At 69.5% G+C, this 22,164-nt stretch carries 18 protein-coding genes; 10 read left to right on the top strand and 8 right to left on the bottom strand.

Annotation, left to right across the window (positions count from 1 at the left end; translation table 11 throughout):
* Positions 1-239 precede the first annotated feature (239 nt).
* The 8 genes from KCG34_RS09075 (at position 240) to KCG34_RS09040 (ending at position 9,421) form a co-directional block, all read left to right on the top strand.
* Positions 240-1,817, top strand: coding sequence for a 2-isopropylmalate synthase (locus tag KCG34_RS09075; protein WP_211940044.1), 1,578 nt, complete (start codon positions 240-242; stop codon positions 1,815-1,817).
* 174 nt (positions 1,818-1,991) lie between these two features.
* The gene (locus tag KCG34_RS09070; protein WP_211940043.1) at positions 1,992-2,882 is read left to right on the top strand and encodes a DMT family transporter; all 891 of its coding nucleotides are present in this window, start codon (positions 1,992-1,994) and stop codon (positions 2,880-2,882) included.
* Between the two features lie 175 nt (positions 2,883-3,057).
* A complete protein-coding gene (locus KCG34_RS09065; RefSeq protein ID WP_211940042.1) occupies positions 3,058-4,101 on the top strand; it encodes a rod shape-determining protein in 1,044 nt (347 codons plus the stop codon).
* Between the two features lie 47 nt (positions 4,102-4,148).
* Positions 4,149-5,249, top strand: a complete 1,101-nt coding sequence (gene mreC, locus KCG34_RS09060) for a rod shape-determining protein MreC (RefSeq protein WP_249138274.1) — start codon at positions 4,149-4,151, stop codon at positions 5,247-5,249.
* Between the two features lie 2 nt (positions 5,250-5,251).
* Positions 5,252-5,764, top strand: a complete 513-nt coding sequence (locus KCG34_RS09055; RefSeq protein WP_367576033.1) for a hypothetical protein — start codon at positions 5,252-5,254, stop codon at positions 5,762-5,764.
* Positions 5,761-7,749, top strand: coding sequence for a penicillin-binding protein 2 (mrdA, locus tag KCG34_RS09050; protein ID WP_211940041.1), 1,989 nt, complete (start codon positions 5,761-5,763; stop codon positions 7,747-7,749). The genes KCG34_RS09055 and mrdA overlap by 4 nt, the downstream gene beginning before the upstream one ends.
* Positions 7,746-8,900: a rod shape-determining protein RodA gene (rodA, locus tag KCG34_RS09045; RefSeq protein ID WP_211940040.1), complete on the top strand. Its 1,155-nt coding sequence runs from the start codon at positions 7,746-7,748 to the stop codon at positions 8,898-8,900. Before mrdA ends, rodA begins: the two co-directional genes overlap by 4 nt.
* Positions 8,897-9,421 (top strand): GNAT family N-acetyltransferase, encoded by a 525-nt coding sequence (locus KCG34_RS09040; protein ID WP_211940039.1) that lies wholly within the window; start codon positions 8,897-8,899, stop codon positions 9,419-9,421. Before rodA ends, KCG34_RS09040 begins: the two co-directional genes overlap by 4 nt.
* Here the strand turns inward: KCG34_RS09040 and KCG34_RS09035 are convergent.
* The 3 genes from KCG34_RS09035 to KCG34_RS09025 form a co-directional block, all read right to left on the bottom strand.
* Entirely contained in the window at positions 9,418-11,787 is a 2,370-nt protein-coding gene (locus KCG34_RS09035) for an ATP-binding protein (protein WP_211940038.1), read from the bottom strand. The genes KCG34_RS09040 and KCG34_RS09035 overlap by 4 nt on opposite strands.
* 70 nt (positions 11,788-11,857) lie before the next feature.
* Positions 11,858-12,853 (bottom strand): prolyl aminopeptidase, encoded by a 996-nt coding sequence (gene pip, locus KCG34_RS09030; protein WP_211940037.1) that lies wholly within the window; start codon positions 12,851-12,853, stop codon positions 11,858-11,860.
* An 11-nt stretch (positions 12,854-12,864) separates the two neighbouring features.
* A complete protein-coding gene (locus tag KCG34_RS09025; RefSeq protein ID WP_367576024.1) occupies positions 12,865-13,866 on the bottom strand; it encodes an alpha/beta fold hydrolase in 1,002 nt (333 codons plus the stop codon).
* A 146-nt stretch (positions 13,867-14,012) separates the two neighbouring features.
* Here KCG34_RS09025 and KCG34_RS09020 point away from each other — a divergent pair, with 146 nt between their 5' ends.
* Positions 14,013-15,257 carry a multidrug effflux MFS transporter gene (locus tag KCG34_RS09020; protein ID WP_249138273.1) on the top strand — a complete coding sequence of 415 codons (1,245 nt, stop codon included), beginning with the start codon at positions 14,013-14,015 and terminating at the stop codon, positions 15,255-15,257.
* Here the strand turns inward: KCG34_RS09020 and KCG34_RS09015 are convergent.
* Positions 15,254-15,649: a DUF423 domain-containing protein gene (locus KCG34_RS09015; protein ID WP_211940036.1), complete on the bottom strand. Its 396-nt coding sequence runs from the start codon at positions 15,647-15,649 to the stop codon at positions 15,254-15,256. The two genes, KCG34_RS09020 and KCG34_RS09015, sit on opposite strands and share 4 nt — an antisense overlap.
* Entirely contained in the window at positions 15,642-16,571 is a 930-nt protein-coding gene (locus tag KCG34_RS09010; protein WP_211940035.1) for a hypothetical protein, read from the bottom strand. Before KCG34_RS09010 ends, KCG34_RS09015 begins: the two co-directional genes overlap by 8 nt.
* Positions 16,572-16,675: 104 nt before the next feature.
* Here KCG34_RS09010 and KCG34_RS09005 point away from each other — a divergent pair, with 104 nt between their 5' ends.
* On the top strand, positions 16,676-17,845 hold the full coding sequence (locus KCG34_RS09005) for an MFS transporter (RefSeq protein WP_211940034.1): 1,170 nt from the start codon (positions 16,676-16,678) through the stop codon (positions 17,843-17,845).
* On the opposite strand, the gene KCG34_RS09000 is transcribed toward KCG34_RS09005, so the two are convergent.
* The 3 genes from KCG34_RS09000 to KCG34_RS08990 are packed head-to-tail and all read right to left on the bottom strand — an operon-like array spanning position 17,814 to position 21,881.
* A complete protein-coding gene (locus KCG34_RS09000) occupies positions 17,814-18,326 on the bottom strand; it encodes a GNAT family N-acetyltransferase (RefSeq protein ID WP_249138272.1) in 513 nt (170 codons plus the stop codon). The genes KCG34_RS09005 and KCG34_RS09000 overlap by 32 nt on opposite strands.
* 4 nt (positions 18,327-18,330) lie before the next feature.
* A complete protein-coding gene (gene dgcA / locus KCG34_RS08995; RefSeq protein WP_211940033.1) occupies positions 18,331-19,314 on the bottom strand; it encodes an N-acetyl-D-Glu racemase DgcA in 984 nt (327 codons plus the stop codon).
* Entirely contained in the window at positions 19,311-21,881 is a 2,571-nt protein-coding gene (locus KCG34_RS08990) for a polar localization protein TipN (protein WP_211940032.1), read from the bottom strand. Before KCG34_RS08990 ends, dgcA begins: the two co-directional genes overlap by 4 nt.
* Between the last annotated feature and the right edge of the window lie 283 nt (positions 21,882-22,164).

The following is a 22,164-nucleotide window of genomic DNA, read 5'->3' as shown; positions in this document are numbered from 1 at the left end:
TTGTGACCTCTTCCGCAACGATCTTGCGCGACAAGCCGTCTCAGCCAAGTTCGGCGCAAGAAGCTTGCGTCCTGGACGCGGAATCGGTATTCGATAAGGCTATGGACAAGAGCCTGCTGCTTCTGCTGCGCCTTACCAGCCCCTGGACGCTCTAGGGGCCGCGCCTCGTCGCGGCCGGGCGTGCAGGGGATGACAGACACCGCCCGCCGCCCAAAACCAAAGCCAGCAACGAGCCTTCCATGACCTCCCAGGTATCCGACGCCGCTAAAGCCGGCGACAAACAACGCATCGTCATTTTCGACACCACCATGCGCGACGGCGAGCAGGCGCCGGGCGCCTCCATGTCGCTGGACGAGAAGCTGGAACTCGCCAAGATCCTGGAGGAGATGGGCGTCGACGTGATCGAAGCCGGCTTCCCGATCGCTTCCAACGGCGACTTCGACGCCGTCCGCCGCATCGCCGAGACCGTCACCGAATCCACCATCTGCGGCCTGGCTCGCGCCGCGCCGGGCGACATCGAGCGCTGCGCCGAGGCGATACGCCCGGCCAAGCGCGGCCGCATTCACACCTTCATCAGCACCAGCCCGGTGCACATGAAGTACAAGCTGCAGATGGAGCCGGACGCGGTGCTGGAACAGGTGACCCGCTCGGTCAGCTTGGCCCGCAACCTGTGCGGCGACGTGGAATGGTCGGCCGAGGACGCCACCCGCACCGAGCGCGACTTCCTGCGCCGCTGCGTCGAGGCGGCGATCAAGGCCGGCGCTACCACCATCAACATCCCCGACACCGTCGGCTACAGCTTCCCCAGCGAATATGGCGAGGTGTTCCGCGACCTGATCGAGAACGTGCCGGGCGCCGATGCGGTGATCTTCTCCGCCCACTGCCACAACGATCTGGGCCTGGCCGTGGCCAACTCCCTGGCCGCGGTGCAGGGCGGGGCGCGGCAGATCGAATGCGCCATCAACGGCATCGGCGAGCGCGCCGGCAACGCCGCCCTGGAAGAGGTGGTGATGGCCCTGCGCGTACGCGGCGACCGCCTGGCCTACGACACCGGCGTCGACAGCCGGCTGATCACCAAGGCCAGCCGCTACGTCTCGGCCATCACCGGCTTTCCGGTGCAGTTCAACAAGGCCATCGTCGGCAAGAACGCCTTCGCGCACGAGAGCGGCATCCACCAGGACGGCATGCTCAAGAACGCCGAGACCTACGAGATCATGCGGCCCGAGGACGTGGGGCAGGGCGCCACCAACCTGGTCATGGGCAAGCACTCGGGCCGCCATGCCTTCCGCGAGAAGCTGAAGGGCCTGGGCTACGAGCTGGGCCAGAACGCCCTGAACGACGCCTTCGTCCGGTTCAAAGAATTGGCGGACAAGAAAAAGGACGTCTATGACGACGACATCGTCGCCCTGGTCGACGACGCCCTCGCCAGAGCCGCCGAACGCATCAGTATCACCCACCTGCGCGTGGTGGCCGGCACCGAGGGGCCGCAGCAGGCCGACCTGACCGTGACCGTCGACGGCGCCGAACGCTCGGCGACCGCCACCGGCGACGGCCCGGTGGACGCGGTGTTCAACGCCATCCGCAAGGTGGCCCCGCACGCCGCCGTGCTGCGCCTGTTCCAGGTGCACGCGGTCACTGAAGGCACCGACGCCCAGGCCCAGGTCTCGGTCAGGCTCGAGGACGCCGGCCACATCGCCACCGGCATGGCCGCCGACACCGACACCCTGGTCGCCGCCGCCAAGGCCTATGTGAACGCGCTCAACAGCCTGATCCTGCGCCAGGAAAAGACCGCCCCGCCGACCCAGATCGCGAGCTAGGTCCGCAGTAGCGGCGAGCCCCCTCCACCACGCTGCGCGTGGTCCCCCTCCCCCAACGGGGGAGGAATTACAGCTGCGCCTGTCGTGATCATTCCCCCCCGTTGGGGGAGGGGGACCGCGAAGCGGTGGAGGGGGGGCGCCGGTGCGCAGCGGTCACATTTCCCCGAGACACCAATGCTCAACTTTCTCTGGATCCCGGCCACCGTCCTGGCCTCCGGCTTCCAGGTCGCCCGCAACGGCTTGCAGCGCAGCCTGATGCCGCAGACCGGGCCCTGGGGCGCGACCCTGGTCCGGTTCCTGTTCGGCCTGCCGTTCTCCATCCTGTTCGCCCTGGTCGCCCAGGCCCTGGCGCCGGCCGCGCGGCCGCACCTGACCCCGGCCTTCTGGCAGGCGGCCGTGACCGGCGCCCTGGCCCAGGTGCTGGCGACGGCGGCGCTGCTGGTCGCCATGCGCCGCGCGGGATTCGCCGTCGGCACCTCGCTGCAGCAAAGTTCCCTGCCGCTGGCGGCGCTGATTGGCCTCGCCGTCTATCACGACCATTTGAGCCCCCTGGCCTGGGGCGGGGTCGCGGTGACCACGGCGGGCCTATTGGTGCTGACCTGGCCTAAGGGCGCCACCGGCGAGCAGCCGCTTTCGGGCGCCGCCTTCGGCCTACTTTCCGGCCTCTTCTTCGGCTTTTCGCTGAACGCCTTCCGCCACGCCTCCCTGGCCATGGAGCCGCAGCACCCGATCTATTCGGCGGTGGCCAGCGTGGTGGTGGTCCAGGCCATGCAAGCCCTGGGGCTGTTGATCTGGCTGGGTTTGCGGGACCGCAAGGCCCTGGCCGCGGTGTTCCGCAGCTGGCGCCAGTCCCTGGGCGCCGGGCTCTGCGGCGCCTGCGCCTCGGCTGGATGGTTCATCGCCCTGGCTCTTTCGGCCGCCGCGCCGGTGCGGGCCGTGGGCGTGGTCGAGGCGCCCATGGCCGCCATAGCCGGCCGGCGCTTCTTCAGTGAACGGCTGCATCCGCGCCAGATCGCGGCCGGCGGGGCGGTCCTGATCGGGGTTCTGTTGACCACGCTTAATTGACTGCGGCGCCAAGGCCCACTTAGACGCTTGAAATCCAATCATTTGCGGTGCACAGGGAGCGGTCTCTGTCGGAAGGGGGACCGTTGACTGCGTTTATCGGGCGCGGCGAAGGTTCATCCCTTGCTTTCAGCGCCCGCCCCCCGTGTCGACATCTCCAAAGGCGTCAAGGCTCTAAATGTTTTCGTCCCTGTTCGGCGTCATTTCCAACGACATCGCCATCGACCTCGGAACCGCCAACACCCTCGTCTACATGAAGGGCAAGGGCATCGTGCTGAACGAACCGTCGGTCGTGGCGCTGCGCAATGTCGGCGGCCGTAAGGTCGTCCATGCCGTCGGCATCGACGCCAAGCAGATGCTGGGCCGCACGCCGGGCCATATCGAAGCCATCCGCCCGATGCGCGACGGGGTCATCGCCGACTTCGAAGTCGCCGAGGAGATGATCAAGTACTTCATCCGCAAGGTGCACAACCGCAAGGCCTTCACCAATCCCAAGGTGATCGTCTGCGTGCCGTCGGGCGCCACCGCGGTCGAGCGCCGGGCGATCAACGACAGCTGCCTGAACGCCGGCGCGCGCCGCGTCGGCCTGATCGACGAGCCGATGGCCGCAGCCATCGGCGCCGGCCTGCCGATCCACGAGCCGACCGGCTCGATGGTGGTCGACATCGGCGGCGGCACCACCGAGGTGGCCGTGCTGTCCCTGTCCGGCATCGTCTATTCGCGCAGCGTGCGGGTGGGCGGCGACAAGATGGACGAGGCGATCATCAGCTACATGCGCCGCCACCATAACCTCCTGATCGGCGAGACCACCGCCGAGCGGATCAAGAAGGAGATCGGCACCGCGCGCTCGCCCGCCGACGGCGAGGGCCTGGCGATCGAGGTCAAGGGCCGCGACCTGATGCAGGGCGTGCCGCGCGAGGTGCGCATCTCGGAAAAGCAGGCGTCGGACGCCCTGGCCGAGCCGGTGGCCCAGATCATCGAGGCGGTGAAGGTGGCCCTGGAAGCGACGCCGCCGGAACTGGCCTCGGACATCGCCGACAAGGGCATCATGCTGACCGGCGGCGGCGCCCTGCTGCGCGGGTTGGATTCCGAGATCCGCGACCATACCGGCCTGCCGGTGATGGTGGCCGACGACCCGCTGTCCTGCGTGGCGCTGGGCTGCGGCAAGGTGCTCGAACATCCGAAATGGATGAAGGGCGTCCTCGAATCGTCCCTCTCCTAGGGTTTAAACTCTCCCCTAGTTCCGCCTGATTCCCGCGAGGCGCCGGTTTGTCCCTGAGAGACAGCCATTTCGCCGATCTGAAGGCGCCCCTGATCTGGACCGCCAGCGTCGCCGTGCTGGTGGCCGGAGTGATTGCGGTCGCCATCCTGATCGGCGATCGGCGCGAGACCCTGCAAGCCGAAGCCTATGGCGCGACCAAGAACGTGGTCGACAGCGTCGCCGCGCCGGTGGGCGGAGTAGTCTCGGCCCCGGTGCGCTGGACCGGCGGCGGCATAGACGCGATCAAGGGCTACTTCTTCGCCATCGGCCAGAACCAGGCCCTGCGCAAAGAAAATATCGAGCTGGAGCGCTACCGCGACGCCGCCATCGCGCTGAACAACGAGAACCAGCGCTTGCGCGCGCTTTTGAACCTCAAGACTGACCCGCCGATCCCGATGGTCACCGGCCATGTGGTGCTGGATGCGCGAGGGCCTTTCTCCAACACCCGCCTTGCCGACGTGGGCTCTGAGCAGGGCGTCGCCATCGGCAATCCGGTGATGAGCGAGCGGGGCCTTGTGGGCCGGGTGGTGGGCGTGGCCCATGGCGCGAGCCGCGTCCTGCTCCTGACCGACATCGCCAGCCGCACCCCGGTGATGGTCGACCGCACCAACGCCCGCGCCATCCTGACCGGCGAAGGGGGACCCAATCCCAAGCTCGCCTATATGCGCGGGATCAATCCGGTGAAGGCCGGCGACCGCATCCTGACCTCAGGCGACGGCGGGGTGTTCCCGCGCGGCCTGCCGGTCGGCGTGGCGGTGATGGGGCTGGACGGCAATTGGCGGGTGCGGCTCGATTCCGATTTCGCCGCCATCGACTTCGTGCGCATCCTGAAATTCAAGGATTTCTCCCAGTTCGCCGACCAGAAGGCCCTGGGCGAAAGCAGCCTGCCGCCGCTGGCGCCGGCCCAGGCCGAGGCGATCAAGCTTCTGGAGCAGCCCAAGCCCAAGGCGTCGCCGGCCGCCACTGTGCCTGCGCCGACTGGACCGGCGCCTCAGGTCTCGTCAGCGCCCGTCAAGCCGGCGGCCAAACCCGTGACCAAGCCGGCCGCCGCGCCGGCCAAACCCGCTCTCAAGCCCGCTCGGTCCGCTGCGCCCGGGGCGACGCCGTGAGCATGATGGAAGCCGCAAGGCCGTTGGTCGCCTGGCGGTGGCTGGGCCTTCCGGCGCTGTGGTGCGTGTTGGCCACCCTGATCTTCGCCATACCGATCAGGGTGCTGGGCTTCAGCCTGCCCGAGCCGGTGTTTCCCCTGGTGTTGTCCTTCGCCTGGGCGGTGATCCGGCCGTCGGTGCTGGCGCCCTTCGCCCTTTTGGTGATCGGCCTTTTCCTCGACCTCTTCTGGGGCGGGCCGGCGGGCCTGTGGGCCGTCTGCCTGATCGCGCCCTACGCCGTCGTTCTCAGCGCCCGCAGCATGATGACCGGTCAGAGCGAGTTCGCGCGCCTGGGCTCCTATCTCGGCGCGACCGCTCTGGCCTTCGCCGTCGGCTACCTGCTGACGGCCGTGGATTCCCTGGCTTTCCCAAGCCCCATGGCGGTCCTTTGGCAATATTTCGCCACAGCCCTGCTCTATCCTTTCACCCGGCGTCTGATCGAACGGTTCGAGGACGCGGACGTCCGTTTCCGATGACCGAACCCGCCATCTTCTTCAACGAAGTCAACGAGCGCCAGGGCGTGTTCCATCGGCGCGCCTTCATCATGGGCGGGGTGGTCACGGCGGGCCTGTTCGCGCTCGGCGCGCGCCTCGCCGATCTGCAGATCATCGAGAACAACCGCTACAAGACCCTAGCCACCGCCAACCAGTACAACTTCCGCCTGGTGCCGCCACCGAGGGGCCGAATCGTAGACCGGAATGGCGTCGAACTGGCCTCGAACCGCCCCAACTTCCGCCTGCTGCTACAAAAGGACCAGGTCGATGACGTGGACCAGACCCTGGACGCCGCAGCCCAGCTGATCCCGATCCCGCCGGAAAAGCGCCGCCAACTCTCGCGCCAGATCGAAAACGCCCAGACCTTCGTGCCGGTCGTGCTGGCCGAGGACCTGAGCTGGGACGAGTTCGCCCGCCTGAACGTGCGCACGCCAGAGTTGCCGGGCTTGCAGGCCGACATGGGCGAGGCGCGCACCTATCCTTTCGGCGGGGCCTTCGCCCACGTGGTCGGCTACGTTTCCAAGGTCACCGACGCCACCATCAAGGCCGCCGGCCCCAATCCCGATCCCCTGCTGCTCAATCCGGGCTTTCGTATCGGCAAGCAGGGGGTGGAGAAGGCCCTGGACCTGGACCTGCGGGGCAAGGCCGGCGGGCAGAAGGTCGAGGTCGACGCCAAGGGCAAGGTGGTGCGCGAAGACCCGCTCGGCGATATCAAGCCGGTCCCCGGCAAGACGGTCGAGCTGACCCTGGACGCCGACATCCAAAACAAGGCGCTGGAGGTGTTCGGAGCCGAATCCGGGGCCGCGGTGATGATGGACTGCCGCACCGGCGACGTGCTCTGCATGTATTCCGGCCCCAGCTTCGACGCCAACCGGTTCGTCTCGGGGCTCAGCGGCGCAGAGTATCAGGCCCTGACCCAGTACGACCACAAGCCGCTCTTGAACAAGGCGCTGACCGCCACCTATCCGCCGGGCTCGACCTTCAAGACCCTGGTGGCCCTGGCGGCGCTGGAGAATGGCTACGATCCGCGCACCGTGCACGTGTGTGGCAAGTCCTGGCCCTGGGGCGGGCGGGTCTGGCACTGCGACAAGGCCCATGGCGCCCAGGACCTGCGAGGGGCCATCGCCACCTCTTGCGACATCTATTTTTATCAGTGTGCGCTCAGCATCGGCCCGGACAAGATCGCCGCCGTGGCCCGCAGGTTCGGCCTGGGAGAAATCCACGACATAGGCATTCCGGGGCAAAAGCCGGGCCTGATCCCCGACACCAGCTACAAGCGTAAGCACTTCCCGCACGATCCGGTCTGGCACCCGGGCGAGACCCCCAGCATGGGCATCGGCCAGGGCTATGTGAACGTCAACGCCCTGCAACTGTGCGTACAGGCAGCGCGACTGGCCAACGGCGTCAAGGCGATCAACCCGCGCTTGATCCATTCCATCGGCGGGGTGGCGCAGCCCTCGGGGGCCGAGGCGCCGGACCTGCCGCTCGCCAGGGAGCACATCGACTTCGTCCGTTCCGCCATGGGTGCGGTGACCGAGGCCGGCGGCACGGCTGGCGCGGCGGCCCAACTGGGCCTCGGGCCGATCCGGATGGCCGGCAAGACAGGCACCGCCCAGGCGCACAACTATACGGCCGGCGGCCATGGCGCCCACGGCGCGGTCGGGGCCTGGGCCGGGCGCGACCACGCCTGGTTCATCTGTTTCGCGCCCTTCGATGACCCACGCTACGCCATGAGCGTGCTGGTCGAGCATGGCGGTTTTGGAGCTGACGCCGCCGCGCCCAAGGCGCGCGAGATCATGCGTGTCGCCCTGCTCAAGGACCCTGAGATCCGTGCGCGGATCGAAAAGCCCATGCCCATGCCGGATATCCCCGCCAGCCCAGCCGACGGCGCCGCGCCACCGCCGCCCACCGGCGGGCCCCTGACCGGGGTCGCCGGCCCCAACCCCGACCAGGGCGTCTCCGAATGACCTCCAGCGCCCTGACCCGCCCCGGCGAACGCGACCGGCCCGTGATCAAGTTCGGTCAGATCGACTGGGCCCTGACCGCCATCCTGTGCTTGATCGCCGGCGCCGGCGGGCTGATGCTCTATTCCATCGCCGGCAGTTCTTGGGAGCCGTGGGCCGCCAAGCAACTGATCCGCTTCGGCCTCTGCCTGCTGCTGATGCTGGGGCTGGCCCTTGTGGACCTGCGCGTCTGGTTCGCCCTGGCGTATCCGGTCTACGGGCTGGGCTTCATGCTGCTGATCCTGGTGATCAAGTTCGGGCACTCCTCGCTGGGGGCCACACGCTGGCTGCAAGCCGGACCGATCCAGATCCAGCCGTCCGAGATCATGAAGATCGGCCTGGTGCTCGGCCTGGCGCGCTTCTATCACGGGCTCTCGGCCGACAAGGCGCGGCTCTCCTGGTGGCTCCTGATCCCTGCCGGCATGATCATGGCTCCGGCGCTGCTGGTGGCCAAACAGCCCGACCTCGGCACCGCCATCCTGCTGGTGCTGACTGGCGCAGCGGTGGTGGCGCTTGCGGGCCTGTCATGGAAGCTCATGGCCGCGGGCGCGGCGGGCGTGGTCGCCCTGGTGCCGATCTTCGTGCGGTTCGTGATGAAGGACTACCAGCGCGACCGCATTCTTACTTTCTTACACCCCGAAAACGATCCGTCGGGCTCCGGCTACCACATCCTTCAGGCCAAGATCGCCCTGGGCTCCGGCGGCATACTTGGCAAGGGCTATGGCCTGGGCTCGCAGAGCCAGCTCGACTTCCTGCCGGAGAAGCAGACCGACTTCATCTTCGCCACCCTTGCGGAGGAGTTCGGCCTGGTCGGCTGCATCTCCATGCTGCTGCTCTATGGCGCCGCGGTGGTGATCGCCCTGCGCATCGCCTCGATCTCGCACAGCCATTTCGGCCGGCTCAGCGCCGCCGGGGTCACCGCCACTTTCGCCCTCTATGTGCTGATCAACGGGGCCATGGTCATGGGCCTGGCCCCCGTGGTCGGCGTGCCCATGCCGCTGCTCTCCTATGGCGGGACGGTGATGCTGACGGTGATGGTCGGCTTCGGCCTTGTGCAGGCCGTGCGCGTGCATCGCTATAGCGAAGTCACCAGCGGCAAGGGCGCCGTGCTTTGAGCGAGCCCCAGCCGCTCGTCCGCCGCCTCGGCCGCGAGGACGCCGAGGCCTACCGCGCCATCCGCCTGGCTGGCCTCGCCGAAGCGCCCGACGCCTTCGCCGCCGTGTGGGAGGTGGAGGCCGAGCGCCCCCTCGCGCACTTCGAAGGGCTGATGAGCAACTTGGCGGTGTTCGGCGCCTTTCTCGACGGCCGCCTGGTCGGCATTGCCGGTTTCGTGCGCGAAGCCGGGCCCAAACTGAGCCACAAGGGCACCCTCTGGGGCATGTATGTCGATCCCGCCGCCCGCCGCTACAGGATCGGCGGCGCCTTGGTCCAGGCCGTTCTCGACCACGCCGCCGGCGAGGTCGAGCAGGTGCTGCTGGCCGCCAACACCACCAACGCCGCCGCCATCCGCCTCTACGAGCGGCTCGGCTTCGTCGCCTACGGCCGCGAACCCCAGGCGCTGAAGGGGGCCAATGGCTACAGCGACGACCTTCTGATGGTGAAGTTCCTGAACGGCCGAGGGCCCGACGGGGCTTAAGCCGCCGCTTGCGTCGTCCAGCGGCCGATCTTGCTGAGCAGTTCGGCGGGGTCGATCGGCTTGCCGATGTGGTCGTTCATGCCGGCGTCGGCGCAGGCCATCACCTGGGGCGTCATCACATTGGCGCTGACCGCCAGGATCGGGGTGTCGGCGTTCAGCGGCGAGCGGCGGATCGCCCGGGCGGCTGCCATGCCGTCCATCACCGGCATCTGCAGGTCCATCAGGATCACGTCGAACCTGTCGCGCTGGGCCGCGGCCACCGCCTCGGCGCCGTTGGAGGCCTCGCGCAGGCTGGCGGCGTAGGGCGATAGCATGGCCGTCACCAGTTCGCGATTGGTGGCCACGTCGTCCACCACCAGGACCCGCAGCTGGCCGAGCCTGACGCCGGACTCGGCGCCTGGCTCGACCTCGCGGCCACGGCTAGCCTTGGGTTCGGGCAGGGAGAACCAGAAGATCGAGCCCTTGCCGGACTCGCTGTGCAGCCCGATCTCGCCGCCCATCAGTTCAACCAGGCCCTTGGAGATCGCCAGGCCCAGGCCCGCCCCGCCATGACGGCGGGTGTTGGAGGCGTCGACCTGGGAGAAGCGCTGAAACAGCCTTTCGCCGTGCTCGGCGGCGACGCCCGAGCCGGTGTCGACGACCTTGAAAAGCACCTTGCCCGGGCCGGGGCGGCTGACCGAGAGGGTCACCGAACCCTCGGCGGTGAACTTGATGGCGTTGCCGACCAGGTTCATCAGCACCTGGCGCAGCCTGACGCCATCGACGACCAGTTCCTCAGGCGCCGTCTCCGCCATTTCCAGCCGCAGGGCCAGGCCTTTGGCCTCCGCTTCCGGCCGCTCCAGGTCGAGGGTCTCAGACAGGAACGGCTCCAGGGCCAGGGGCAGGGGCTCCAGTTCGATCTGACCGGCCTCGATGCGCGAAAAGTCCAGGATGTCGTTCACCAGCGCATGCAGCGCCTTGCCGCCCGTGATGATGCGGCTGATGTAGACCCGCGCCTTTTCGGGCAATTCCGGCGTCTTGGCCAGAAGGCCGGCGAAGCCGATCACGCTCGTCAGGGGCGTCCTGATCTCATGGCTCATATTGGCCAGGAATTCGGCCTTGGCGCGGGATGAGGCCTCGGCCGTCTCCTCGGCGATCCGGCTCTGCAGCAGCTCCTCGTTCATTCGCTGCTTGGCCACCGCGTTGGCGCGGAACACGCTCAGGGCCCGGGCCAGTTCGCCCACCTCGTCCCGCCGCGCCGTGTCCGGGATCTCTGTTTCGAGCTCACCCTCCGCGACCGAGCGCATGGCCGCAGTGATGCGGCCGATCGGCTGCAGAACCTGGGCGCCGATGAACAGGTTCGCGCCCAGGCCGAAGGCGATGGCCACCAGCATCACGCCGAGGGCGGCGTAGAGTTGGCGCTGGGCGGCGTCGGCCTGCTGTCCCGCGCGGGCGGTGGCCTCGTCGAAGGCGGCCGAAGCCACGCCCATCAGGCTCTCGAGCCCAGGCGTATTCAGCGCCCGCTGCTGCGCCGGCGTCACCGGCGAATGCTTGCCGGCGATAAGGGCGTTCAGGATCTCGGTGCGCATGCCCCGATCCTGGCCGAAATAGATCTGCTCGGCCTTGCGGATCGCCGCCATCACGCCAGGGGGCGCCTGCTTGTGCAGGGCGTCGGCCATCAGGTCGGACCATTGGATGTCGACCTGGCCGACCAGGGCGCTGAACTGGTCGCGTTGCTCAGGCGTCAACGGCTTGTCGACGATGCTGGCGCGCCCCCAGAGCAGGCTGTCGGTGCCCGCCTCCGCCCGGGCCGACCAGGCCAACTGGCCGATGTTCATCATCTCGGCGATGAAAGGGTCCGTCCGTCCGACTTCGGCCGCCAGGCGCTCGGTGGTCTCGGTAATGGCGCCGGTCAGCGCCGTGGCGCCGTTGAACCATTGTTCCGGCAGGCCCTTTGGCCGCTGGTTCGGCGGCAGGCTGATGGCCGCGTCGGCCTGGTCCCTGAGCGTGACGACCTGGGCCAGCCGGCGGGCGATCTCGGACTCGCCGTAAGGATCGCCGCCCGGCGTGATCGCCCTCAGTTTGGGCAGGGCCTTGTCCAGTTCGGCGGTGGCGCGCCGGCGCATCTGGACCTTGTAGTCGATGTCCTCCGCCGTCGGCTCGCCGGGCGTATGCAACAGCCCGTCGGTCGCGCCGCGTTCCAGCCGCAGGGCGTTCATCGCGGTGAACAGGTCGCGGGAGACCTCGGTCAGGGCCATAACCCGGCGCGCCTGCTGCCGTCGCTCGAAGGCGTGCTCCGCCGAGAAGGCGCAGATGGTGACCAGCGCTATGACCAGCAGGCCGAGCACGGCCTGGACGCGGAACCTGATCGATTCAGATGATGTCATCACCGCCGCCCGAACGGAACCGACGATCCCCCCGCAGGCCGCAGGCGTCAACTGCCTGCAATCCCTGGGTTCAGAGCGTGAAAGCGCGGTCCGTTGCGCGCACCAGGCCGTCGATGATGCCAGGCTCGGTCGAGGCGTGGCCGGCGTCCCAAACGATCTCGAACTGGGCCCCCGGCCACGCCTGCTTCAGCGCCCAGGCCGATTCCAGTGGGGTGACCACGTCGAAGCGGCCCTGGACGATCCAGCCCTGGATATGCCGGATCTTGCCGATATTGTTCAGAATCCAGCCGTTCTCCGGGAAGAAGCCGCGGTTGGCGAAGTAGTGGCACTCGATGCGGGCGAAGGCGACGGCGAAGTCGACCTCGTTGAACTTGGCGGGGCGGGCCTCGGGGCCGCGGATGGAGATGGTGTCGCCCTCCCACTGGCTCCAGGCGGCTGCGGCCTTGGCCTGAACGCGGCGGTCGGCGTGGGTCAGGCGGCGATGATAGGCGCCCATCAGATCCCCCCGCTCCTCCGGCGGGATCGGCTCGACAAAGCGGGCCCAGGCGTCGGGGAACAGCATCGAGGCGCCGTCCTGGTAGAACCAGCGCAGCTCGCGCTCAGTCAGCAGGAACACGCCGCGCAGGATCAGGCTTTCGACCCGTTCTGGGTGGGTGATGGCGTAGGCGAGGGCGAGGGTCGAGCCCCAGGAGCCGCCGAACACGCTCCACTTCTCGCAGCCGACCTTCTTGCGCAGCTGTTCGATGTCCTCGATCAGGGCCCAGGTGGTGTTGTCGTCCAGGGAGGCGTTGGGCCGCGACTTGCCGCAGCCGCGTTGGTCGAACAGCATCATCCGCCAGCGCGAAGGGTCGTAGAACCGCCGCATGGTCGGGTTGATCGCCCCGCCCGGCCCGCCGTGCAGGATCACCGCCGGCTTGCCGGTGCGCTTGCCGCATTCCTCGAAATAGATCTCATGGCCGCCGCCGGTCGCCATCCAGCCCGAGGTGAACGGCTCATTGTCCGGATAGAGCGACCGCCGGGCGGCGCTGGAGACGGCGGGGGCGGCGGGCGGGGCGGAACGTTCCATGCGCGACGATCCTACTTCGGAAAGTGGCGGCCCATCCAGTCCAACAGCGCCGCATTGACCGCTTCGGGCTGTTCCTGCTGCGTCCAGTGGCCGCTGTCCTTGATCAGGACCCGTTCCAGGTCAGGCACATTGGCCTCCATGCCGTCGGCGGCCGAGGGCGGCAGCACCGCGTCCTTCTCGGCCATCACCATCAGCGAAGGGACCCGCACCATCTCGTCGAGGTTCGCCGAACGCTCCCAATTGCGGGTCATGTTGCGGTACCAGTTGATGCCGCCGGTGAAGCCGGTGCGCTCGAAGGTTTCGACAAAGGCCTCGAACTCGTCGTCACTGAGGAAGAAGGGCCGAGGATCGACCGCCGGGTCGTAGGCCTGGACCATGCGCACCAGCGGGAACACCGACTCCTCGCCGGTCCGCTCGCTGGCCAGGCCCGCAGAAGCCGCGCCCTCGCCAGGGGCCGGCCGGCGCATGAAGAAGTCCATGGCCTTGCGCACGTTGGCGTTCAGCACCGCGTCGGCTTCGCCCGGCTTCTGGAAGTGGACGATGTACATCTCGTCGCCCATGCGGGCGCGCATGATGGCGATCGGATCGACCGGGGCGCGCCGCATGAAGGGGGTGTTCAGCCCGATCACCCCGGCGATGCGGTCCCGATGATAGAGCGGCGCCTGCCAGACCACGATCCCGCCCCAGTCATGGCCGCACAGCACCGCCTTTTCGATCCCCAGATGATCCATCAGGCCGACGATGTCGCCGGTCAGGTGCTCGATGTCATAGGCTTGGACCGCGTCCGGCCCCTTGGTAAGGCCATAGCCGCGCTGGTCCGGGGCGATCGCCCAGCGGCCGGCGGCCTCGAAGGCGCGCAGCTGGTGGCGCCAGGAAAAGGCCAGTTCCGGAAAGCCGTGACAGAAAATCACCGGCATGCCTTCGCGCGGCCCGACCTCGTAATAGGCCATGTGGACGCCGTTGACGTCGGCGTACTGGACGGGGGGCATCTGGCGGGCGAGGACGTCGGACACAGCTTCACTCCTGGTTTTGTGTTCTGGCTCGGCTTTTCTGGTTGAGCCGCACCGTGCCCGGTCCCATATGCAGCGACAAGAGCGGCCGGGGGGTCGCGTCATCTGAAATCGCCGCTATCCGGGCGGAAGTTCGCACAGGGTCCGCCGTGACTGTCGTTTCCCGCTCAGAGTCCGCCGCCGAGGCTCGGCCCATCGCCGCGCCGCCCGCGCGCGTGACCTGGACCCTGGTCCTGATGCTCGGGGCCCTGACGGCGTTCTCGCCCATGTCGATCGACATGTACCTGCCGGCCATGCCGGCGATCGGGCGCGGATTCCACGCGACGGGCGGCGAGGCCCAGCTGACCCTGGCGACCTTTCTGGCGGGGTTGGCGTTCGGCCAGCTGTTCTATGGGCCAGCCTCGGACCGCTGGGGGCGGCGCCCGCCCCTGCTGTTCGGGGTCCTGGTCTATGTGCTCGCCTCGGCGGTCTGTGCGCTGGCGCCCACCATCCAGTGGCTGATGGCCGCCCGCTTTGTCCAGGCCCTGGGCGGCTGCGCCGGACCGGTGATCGCGCGGGCGGCGGTGCGCGACCGCTATGACGCCCGCAATTCCGCGCGGGTGCTGTCGCTCCTGATGCTGGTGATGGGCCTGGCGCCGGTTGTCGCGCCCTTCTTCGGCGCGGCCCTTCTGACCACCTGGAGCTGGCGGGGGATCTTCTGGGTGCTGGTCGGCTTCGGCGTGGTCATGGCCGTGGTCACCCTGTTCGGCCTGCGCGAGACCCGATCGGCCGAGACCGAGGCTCAGGCGCGGAGCGAGCACCCGCTGCGCGGCTATCTCGCCCTGGCCACCAACTGGCGGCTGGTGGGCTACATGATGTCGGGCGCCTTCAACGCCGCGGCCCTGTTCGCCTATATCTCGGCCGCGCCGGGGCTGATCATGGGCCACTACGGCGTTTCGGCCGGCCGCTTCGTCTGGGTGTTCGGGGCCAACGCCGCCTCGATGATCGCCATGAGCCAGGTCAACGCGTTCCTGCTCAAGCGCCATACCCCCGACTGGATCCTGATGCGGTTCCGACCCCTGTCGCTGGTGGCGGCGCTGGCCATGGTGCTTGGGGCGGTGACAGGCTTCGCCAGCGCCTGGGGCGTCTTGGTTCCGCTGTTCTTCGTCTTCGCTAGTTTCGGCTTCATCGGGGCCAACACCATGGCCCTGGGGCTCAGCCTCGACCCCCTGCGTGTCGGCTCGGCCTCGGCCCTGATCGGCTCGGTGCAGTTCGGTGTCGGGGCGCTGGTCTCGAGCCTGATATCGATGAGCCGCGACGAGGGGCCGTTGCCGCTGTCGGTGGCGATCCTGGCCTGCATGATCTTTTCGACCGTGGCCCTGGTCGCGGCCAGCCCGCGGCGGCCGACCGCCTAGCGCTCTGCCTTCAAGGTCAGCCCCGACCACGCCAGGAGCGCCCAGCCGGCCAGCATCAGGAGGCCGCCGATCGGCGTGATCGCCCCCAGCCAGCGGACCCCGCCCAGCGCCAGGGCGTAGAGCGAGCCTGAGAACACCGCTCCGCCGGCCAGGAAGCAGCCGGCCGCCCACCGCGCCGGGCGGGCCCGGAACCGCACGACTCCGATCGCCGCCAAGGCCGCCAGCGCATGGGCCAGGGCGTAGTGGCCGCCGGTCTGGATCAGCATCTTGACCGTCGGGTCGGCCACGCTGTGTGCGCCGAACGCACCGGCCGCCACCGCGCTGAAGCCGAGAAGGCCGGCGCCGGCGATCACCGCGCCGTCGGCCCGGGTGGCGGGACGCGCCTCAAGCATAGAAGTCGCTCTTTCGGCCGGGCTCGGGACTGGCGTCGGCCTTGGCCAGGCGCTGGTAGATGAAAGCGCCGGGAGTGCTGAGCAGCGGTGCGGTCAGGCCGAACAGCAGGGCCATCAGGCACAGGGTGGTCAGGGGCAGCGGGGCGAGCAGGCCGTAGGGCGTGGACAGGTTCGGCTTGATGCTGTTGGTCGGGTCGATCAGCGCGGCGAGGGCGCCCGTGAGCAGCAGGACGATAACAAGGCCCAGGGCCAGGACCAGGCCGGTCAGGGCGAAGGCCAGGGCGTAGGCGCTGAGGATCTCGCCAACCCGGCCCCGTGTCATCCGCCAGGAGGTGCGAAGGTCGATCCGGCGCTGGTCGAAGCTGGCCGCCGAGGCCAGGGACAGCCTGAGGTTCAGATAGATCAGGCCGATCAGAGCGCCGACCGAGGCCGCCGTATCCGCCAACCCGGCCAGGGCCGCTCCGCCCGGCCCGAGCATCCCGCCGACCGCGGCCAGCCCCTGCGCCAGGCCCACCGCTAAGATATTGACCGACAGAGACAGCAGCAGCAGGAACAGCTTCAGGCCGAGCTGGGCAAGCTCGTCCCGGCCGAGCTTCATATAGGCAAGGCCTTTGTCGTCCGGCGTCATCACCGCCCTGTTCATGGCCGCCGCGAATACTGCGCCCGACAGCAGCGAAAGGCCCAGCATGGGCGGCTCGGCCAGGCCGATCTGCTGCATGAAGGACCGGAATGCGGCGGGATCACTCGGCAAGCCGTGCGATTGCACCTCGGCGATGGCTGGTCCGGCGACGCTGGTCAGCGCCACCCACGAGGCGCCCAGCAGCACAAGATAGACGGCGGCCCAGCCGAGTACGGCGCTGGGTCGTTCGCGCACGACTCGAAAGCCGGTCAGCGCCGCCTCGGTGATCGAAAACTGGGCCAAGTCGGCACGCTCCGGCAGGTCAGGCGCTCAATGAAGCTACGAAGCCCGCGCTGTCAATGAAGCCGGCGCCGCGACGGCTGACGCCGACTCTGCTAGGGCGGGCCATGGTTTGGGTCCTGCGCCTTGGGCTGTTCTTCGCCGCCCTGTTCGTCGGCAGCGGCGCCAGCCTGCCCTTCATCCCGGTCTGGTTCCGCGCCCAGGGGCTTACAGCTACCCAGATGGCTATCATCCTGGCCTCTCCCTATTTCGGGCGCACGCTGGTCGGGCCGCTCCTGGGCCTGTGGGCGGATCTGTTTCGCCTGAGGCGCACGCCCATGGCCCTGATGGCCGCGGGCAGCGCCGTGGCCTATGCCCTTCTGGGCCTGGCGCACGGGTTCTGGGCCTGGTTGGCCCTGTGGCTGGTCGGCACGACCCTGCTGCAGGGCCTCTCGCCGCTGGGCGACGTGCTGGGCCTGCGCGAAAGCCGGGCCCGCGGTTTCGCCTATGCCGTTCCGCGCGGCATGGGCTCGGCGGCCTACGTGATCGGCAATGTCGGCATGGGACTGGTGCTGGCCAGAACCGCTCCGGTCTCTGTGGTGATCTGGGCGGTCGCGGCTGCAGGGCTGACGGCGCTGGCGGCGATGTTCCTGTTGCCGCCGACTCCGGTGCACGACGGCGGCCACCGGCTCTCGGCCCGTGATCTCGTGGGCGGGCTCGGCGAGCTGTTGCGAGACCCGGTGTTCCTCCTGGCCATAGTCGCGGTCGGCCTGATCCAGTCGGCGCACGGCTTCTACTACAGTTTCTCGACCCTGCTCTGGCGTCGCCAGGGCCTGGGCGCCTGGACCGGCCTCCTGTGGGGCTGCGCCGTGGGGGCGGAGGTGGTGTTCATGTGGTTCTGCGAGCCTTGGCGGCGGCGCGTGGGACCCGAGCGGCTGGTGATCATCGGCGGGGTCGGGGGTCTGGTCCGATGGATCGCGCTCAGCTTTTCGCCGCCCCTGTGGCTCCTGTTCCCGATCCAGGCCCTGCATGCCTTGAGCTACACCGCGACCTTCTTCGGCACGCTGAGGCTCCTGGAGCGACTGAGCCCGCCGCAGTCCGCTTCCGCGGCGCAGACCCTGAATTCGGCGGTCTCGGGCGGGATACTGATCGGCCTGACCACCATCGCCTCGGGCCCGCTGTTCGACGCCCTGGGCGCGCACGGCTATCTGGTGATGGCGGCGATCGCGGGCCTTGGCGTGGCCCTGGCCGTGGTGCTTGCGCGGATCACGCGCCTGCACCGACCCGGAAGCGGATGACCGGTCCGTTCCAGCTGGCGTCGTCCAGGTCGATCTCCTCGATTTCCGAGACCTGCGGATCGCTGGCCGCGGCTCGCCGCCAGAAAGCCAGGGCGGCCAGGTTGCGCCGCGCCACCGCCGCTTCCCACTGGCCGGGATAGAGGGCGAAGATGGCGTGCGCGGCCAAGGTCCCGAGCCCGCCGCGGCGGTGTTTCCGCACGATGAAGAACTCGGCCATGTTACGGTCCGTCGGCCGGCCCGAGTGCGCCTCGGCGTTGAGCAGAGCAAAGCCGATCAAGTGGCCGTCCGAGCGCAGCAGCAGCGGGATGTGGTCCGGATCGCGCCAGTAGGGCTCCAGCGGATAGTCGACGAACCGTCCGTGCTCGTCCAGCTCCCCGCGCTCGCTCCCGGCCCACTGTTCGGAAAAGTCGTGGGCGTAGAGCTGCATCATGTTGTCGATGGCGGCTCGGGCCCCGAGCGGCGCGATCTCGACTGTCAGCACGGCCTCAGCCCCATAATGCCGATGAGGGAGGCTGGATCGCCGAACCCTCGAAGGTCAGCCCCGGCTCACGGTCTCTGGCCAGCAGCAGCGGCCCGTCGAGATCGACGAAGGCGGCGCCCTGGGCGATCAGTAGGGCCGGGGCCATGGCCAACGAGGTCGCGACCATGCAGCCGGCCATGATCTGAAGCCCCATCGCCCGCGCCTCGGACGCCAGGGCGAGAGCCTCGGTCAGGCCGCCGGTCTTGTCCAGCTTGATGTTGACGCAGGCATAGCGGCCGGCGCAGGCGGCCAGCTCGGCGCGGGTGTGCAGGCTCTCGTCGGCGCAGAGCGGCACGGGGCTGTCGTAGCCGGCCAAGGCCTCATCCTCGCCGGCCCTCAGCGGCTGCTCGACCAATACGACGCCCAGGCGCGCCAGGTCCGGGCCCATGCGGCGCAACTCGTCGAAGCTGAGCCCCTCGTTGGCGTCGACGATCAGGCGGGCGGCGGGGGCGGTCGCGCGCACGGCGGCGATGCGGTCGATGTCGTCGCCGCCGCCGATCTTCAACTTCAGGAGCGGCCGGGCCGAGGCCGCGCGGGCGGCGGCGGCCATGGCCTCGGGCGCGGCGAGGCTGAGGGTGTAGGCGGTGACCACCGGTTCCCAACCCGCCAGGCCCGCGCGGCGCCAGGCCGGGACGCCGGTCTGCTTCGCCTCCAGGTCCCAGAGGGCGCAGTCGATGGCGTTGCGCGCGGCGCCGGGGGGCAAAAGCGTCTGCAGTCCGCCTCTGTCACAGCCGGCCTCGACCGCGGCGCGTACAGCCTCGATCTCCGCCAGGCTGCCCTCGGGCGTCTCGCCATAGCGGTGGTAGGGGACGCTTTCGCCGCGGCCGACCGCGCCGCCGGCCTCGATCTCGACCAGCAGCACCCGGGCCTCGGTCTTGGAGCCGCGGGCGATGGTGAAGGCGCCGGCGATCGGCCAGCGCTCCTCGCGGGCGGTGAGCCGCCGGCTCACTGCACTTCGCCGGCCGCGTCGATCAGCAGGAAGGCGCGGCCCTGGTCGGAGCCCAGCAAGGCGGCCACGACGGTCGCATTACGCTCGCTCACTGCGTCGTCTAGCAGCCCCTGATAGCGGCTAGTGAAGCGTTCGGCGTGAGCCCGGAACGGCCGATCGGTCAGCATGCGCCGCGACAGGCGGCGGATGGCGGCGGGTGCCAGGCGGCGCACGATGGCCCGCATCATCGCCGGCTCGCCCTGGTTCACCGCTGCGCCGATCTCGTCGATGCGCGGGCGGGGCAGGAGGGCGGCGGCGTCTATGCCCATGGCGTCGATCTCGTTCAGCAGGGCCTCGTCCGAGCCGCCGCCGGCCGGGGCCGCGTCGCCCGGCTCGTCCATGGAGGACAGGAGCTCCTTCCAGGTCCAGCTGTCGCCGGCCGGCTCGGGCGGTTCGCGGTGCTCGCGCCCGCCGGCGCTTTCGAACACCGACTTGAACTCCTCGTCGGTCGCGGTGGGGGTCAGCTTCAGGCGGGGACGCAGGCCAGCATCGGCCGCGTTGGGCGGCGGAGCAGGCCCCGGCTCCGCGGTCGGACGTGGAGCCTCGGTGCGCGGCACCGCCTGGACCGGAGCCGGCGCTGCGGCTGCAGCAGGTCGCGGACTGACCGTGCCTGCGGCGCCGGCGACCACGCCCATAAGGCGCACCGCCTCGCTGAGCATTTCGTAGTTGCGTCGGACACGATCCTGGAAGGCGGCGTCGATCGCCTGCGTCTCGTCCGCCGCGCGGCGGGCCGAGGCCATCAGCTCGTCCATGCCCTGCTCGATACTGGCGCGCACCGCGTCCGCGCGCACCTTGGCCTCGTCGGGCATGCGGTCGATGCGGGAGTCGAGGTCGCCGAGAAGGTCTTCCATCGCCTTGAGGGTCGCCTGGGTCGAGGCCAGGCCCTCGGCCAGCTTCTGCTGGGCGCGGCTGCCCGCTTCGTCGATCAGGGCCGCCGACTGCTCGATCAGGCCGCGCGCCTCGCGCATGTGCAGGTCGAAGGTCTGGTCGGCCTTCTGGCCGGCGGCGAAGGCGGCCTCGCCCAACTGGTCGACCTTTTGGCGGGCGATCTCCGCCTGTTCGGCGGCGGCTTTTGCGGCCTCGTCGGTAGCGGCGATCAGGGCGTCGATCGCCTGGCGCACGCTGCGCTCCAGGGCCTCGCGCTCGCGGGCGGCGATCTCGCTGACCGCGCCCAGGGACTGGGCGGCGCCGGCGCTGAGATGGTCGCGCTCCTCGGCGGCGGTCTCGGCGATCTGGCGGATCTGGTCGGCGGCCTGTGCGATCACGTGGCGCAGGTCCTGGCCGGCCTGGGCGGCGCTCTCGCTGATCTCGCCGGCGCCGGAGCGGGCGTGGACCAGGATTTCGCGCAGCTGGGCCATCTGGCTCTCGGCCTCGGCGGCCAGGGCCTCGTGGTCGGCGCGCATGCCGTGGGCCGCGGTGACCAGGGCGGCGCGCTGCTGGGTTAGGGTCTCCTCGACGATGCGGGCCTGGTCGCCGACGCCGAGGCCGGCGGTCTCCAGCCGCGCCACCTGACGGGTCAGGTCCTCGGCGGCCATGCGCGCAGCGTCGCTCGCCTCGCCGGCGGCGGCGGCCAGGTCGGCGGCGCGGGCGGCCAGGGCGGCCTCCGCCTCGCGGATCTGAGTCTCGGCCAGGTCGGAGGCCTCGGCGACCATGCGGCCCTGGCGGCTGATGGCTTCGGTGACCTTGGTGGCCTGCTCCTCCAGGCTGGTGGTGATCAGGCTCATCCGCTCGCGCTCGCCGCCCAGGGACTGGGTCAGCATGCCGGCGGTGCGGCCCGAGCTCTGGGCGGCTTCCAGGAGGCGCTGGCTCTCGGCGGCCAGGACCTCGCGCAGAGAAAGCAGTTCGCTGCGGGCCTGCTCGGCTACGCTGGCGGCGGCCTTGATTTCCTGGCGCACCAGGTCGACCGCGTTGCCGGCGCCGCGGGCGGCCAGCGCCGCCGGTTGCATCAGGCTGTCGGCCAGGGCCTGGGCGCGCCGCGTTTCGGCGGACAGCTTGCGCGCCTGGTGCAGCACATAGGCCGCGACCCAGACCAGGCCCGCAGGCCCCAGGGACAGCATCACGAAAACCGCCAGGGCGAAGCCGTCGTTGCCGAAGGGCGCCACCTCGCGCCGGTAGCCCCAGGCGAACATCAGGGGCGTCAGGGCCCAGACCGCCGAGACCACCGAGGCGACCGCGATCACCGGCCAGGCCCTGGGGGCGGCCACGGTCTCGTCGACGCTGGCGGCGGAGTTGAGCAGGGGCAGGGCGGATTCGCTCTCGAGGGCGGCCGGGCGCCGCTGGCCCGACGGGGTGACGGAGCCAAGGGATTCGGGCGGTTTGATCTCGAAGGCTTGCAGATCCAGCGAGTCGGGGCCGGGGTCCCCGAGGGCGCCGGCGACGTAGGTTTCGGTCGGAATGGGGGACTCTTGGGGTTCGGAGACTGAAGGATCGGAGACGGGTGCTACGGCCGGGCCCGGCGACACCGTCTCGGCCGGCGGGGGCGCGCCCGGCCGGGTGAACACGAGCGGGGACGGCCTCTTGGACTTCATACGCGGGCTCAATCCTGCCGGGCGGCCAGCACCTGTGCGTGGGCGCGCCCGCCCGCCCTCGCGCCATATGGGAAACCTACCTATGAACGCCGCCCAAGCCTAGAGCGATTTCCGCCCGGCCGGCGCAGGTGTTCGCGCCGACGAAATCCCCGCCCGCTCAGCAATTTATCATCTGTGGACCGACCGTCTTTGGCCGGACGAACGGCCGGGAGCGCTACGCTTCATAGGAGAAACCTACCCGCTTGGTCACAAATCCAGCTTGGCTGTCACTAAACTGACAAGG

The organism is Phenylobacterium montanum (assembly GCF_018135625.1).
GTDB lineage: Bacteria > Pseudomonadota > Alphaproteobacteria > Caulobacterales > Caulobacteraceae > Poindextera > Poindextera montana.
This window is presented reverse-complemented; position numbering and strand designations above follow the sequence as displayed.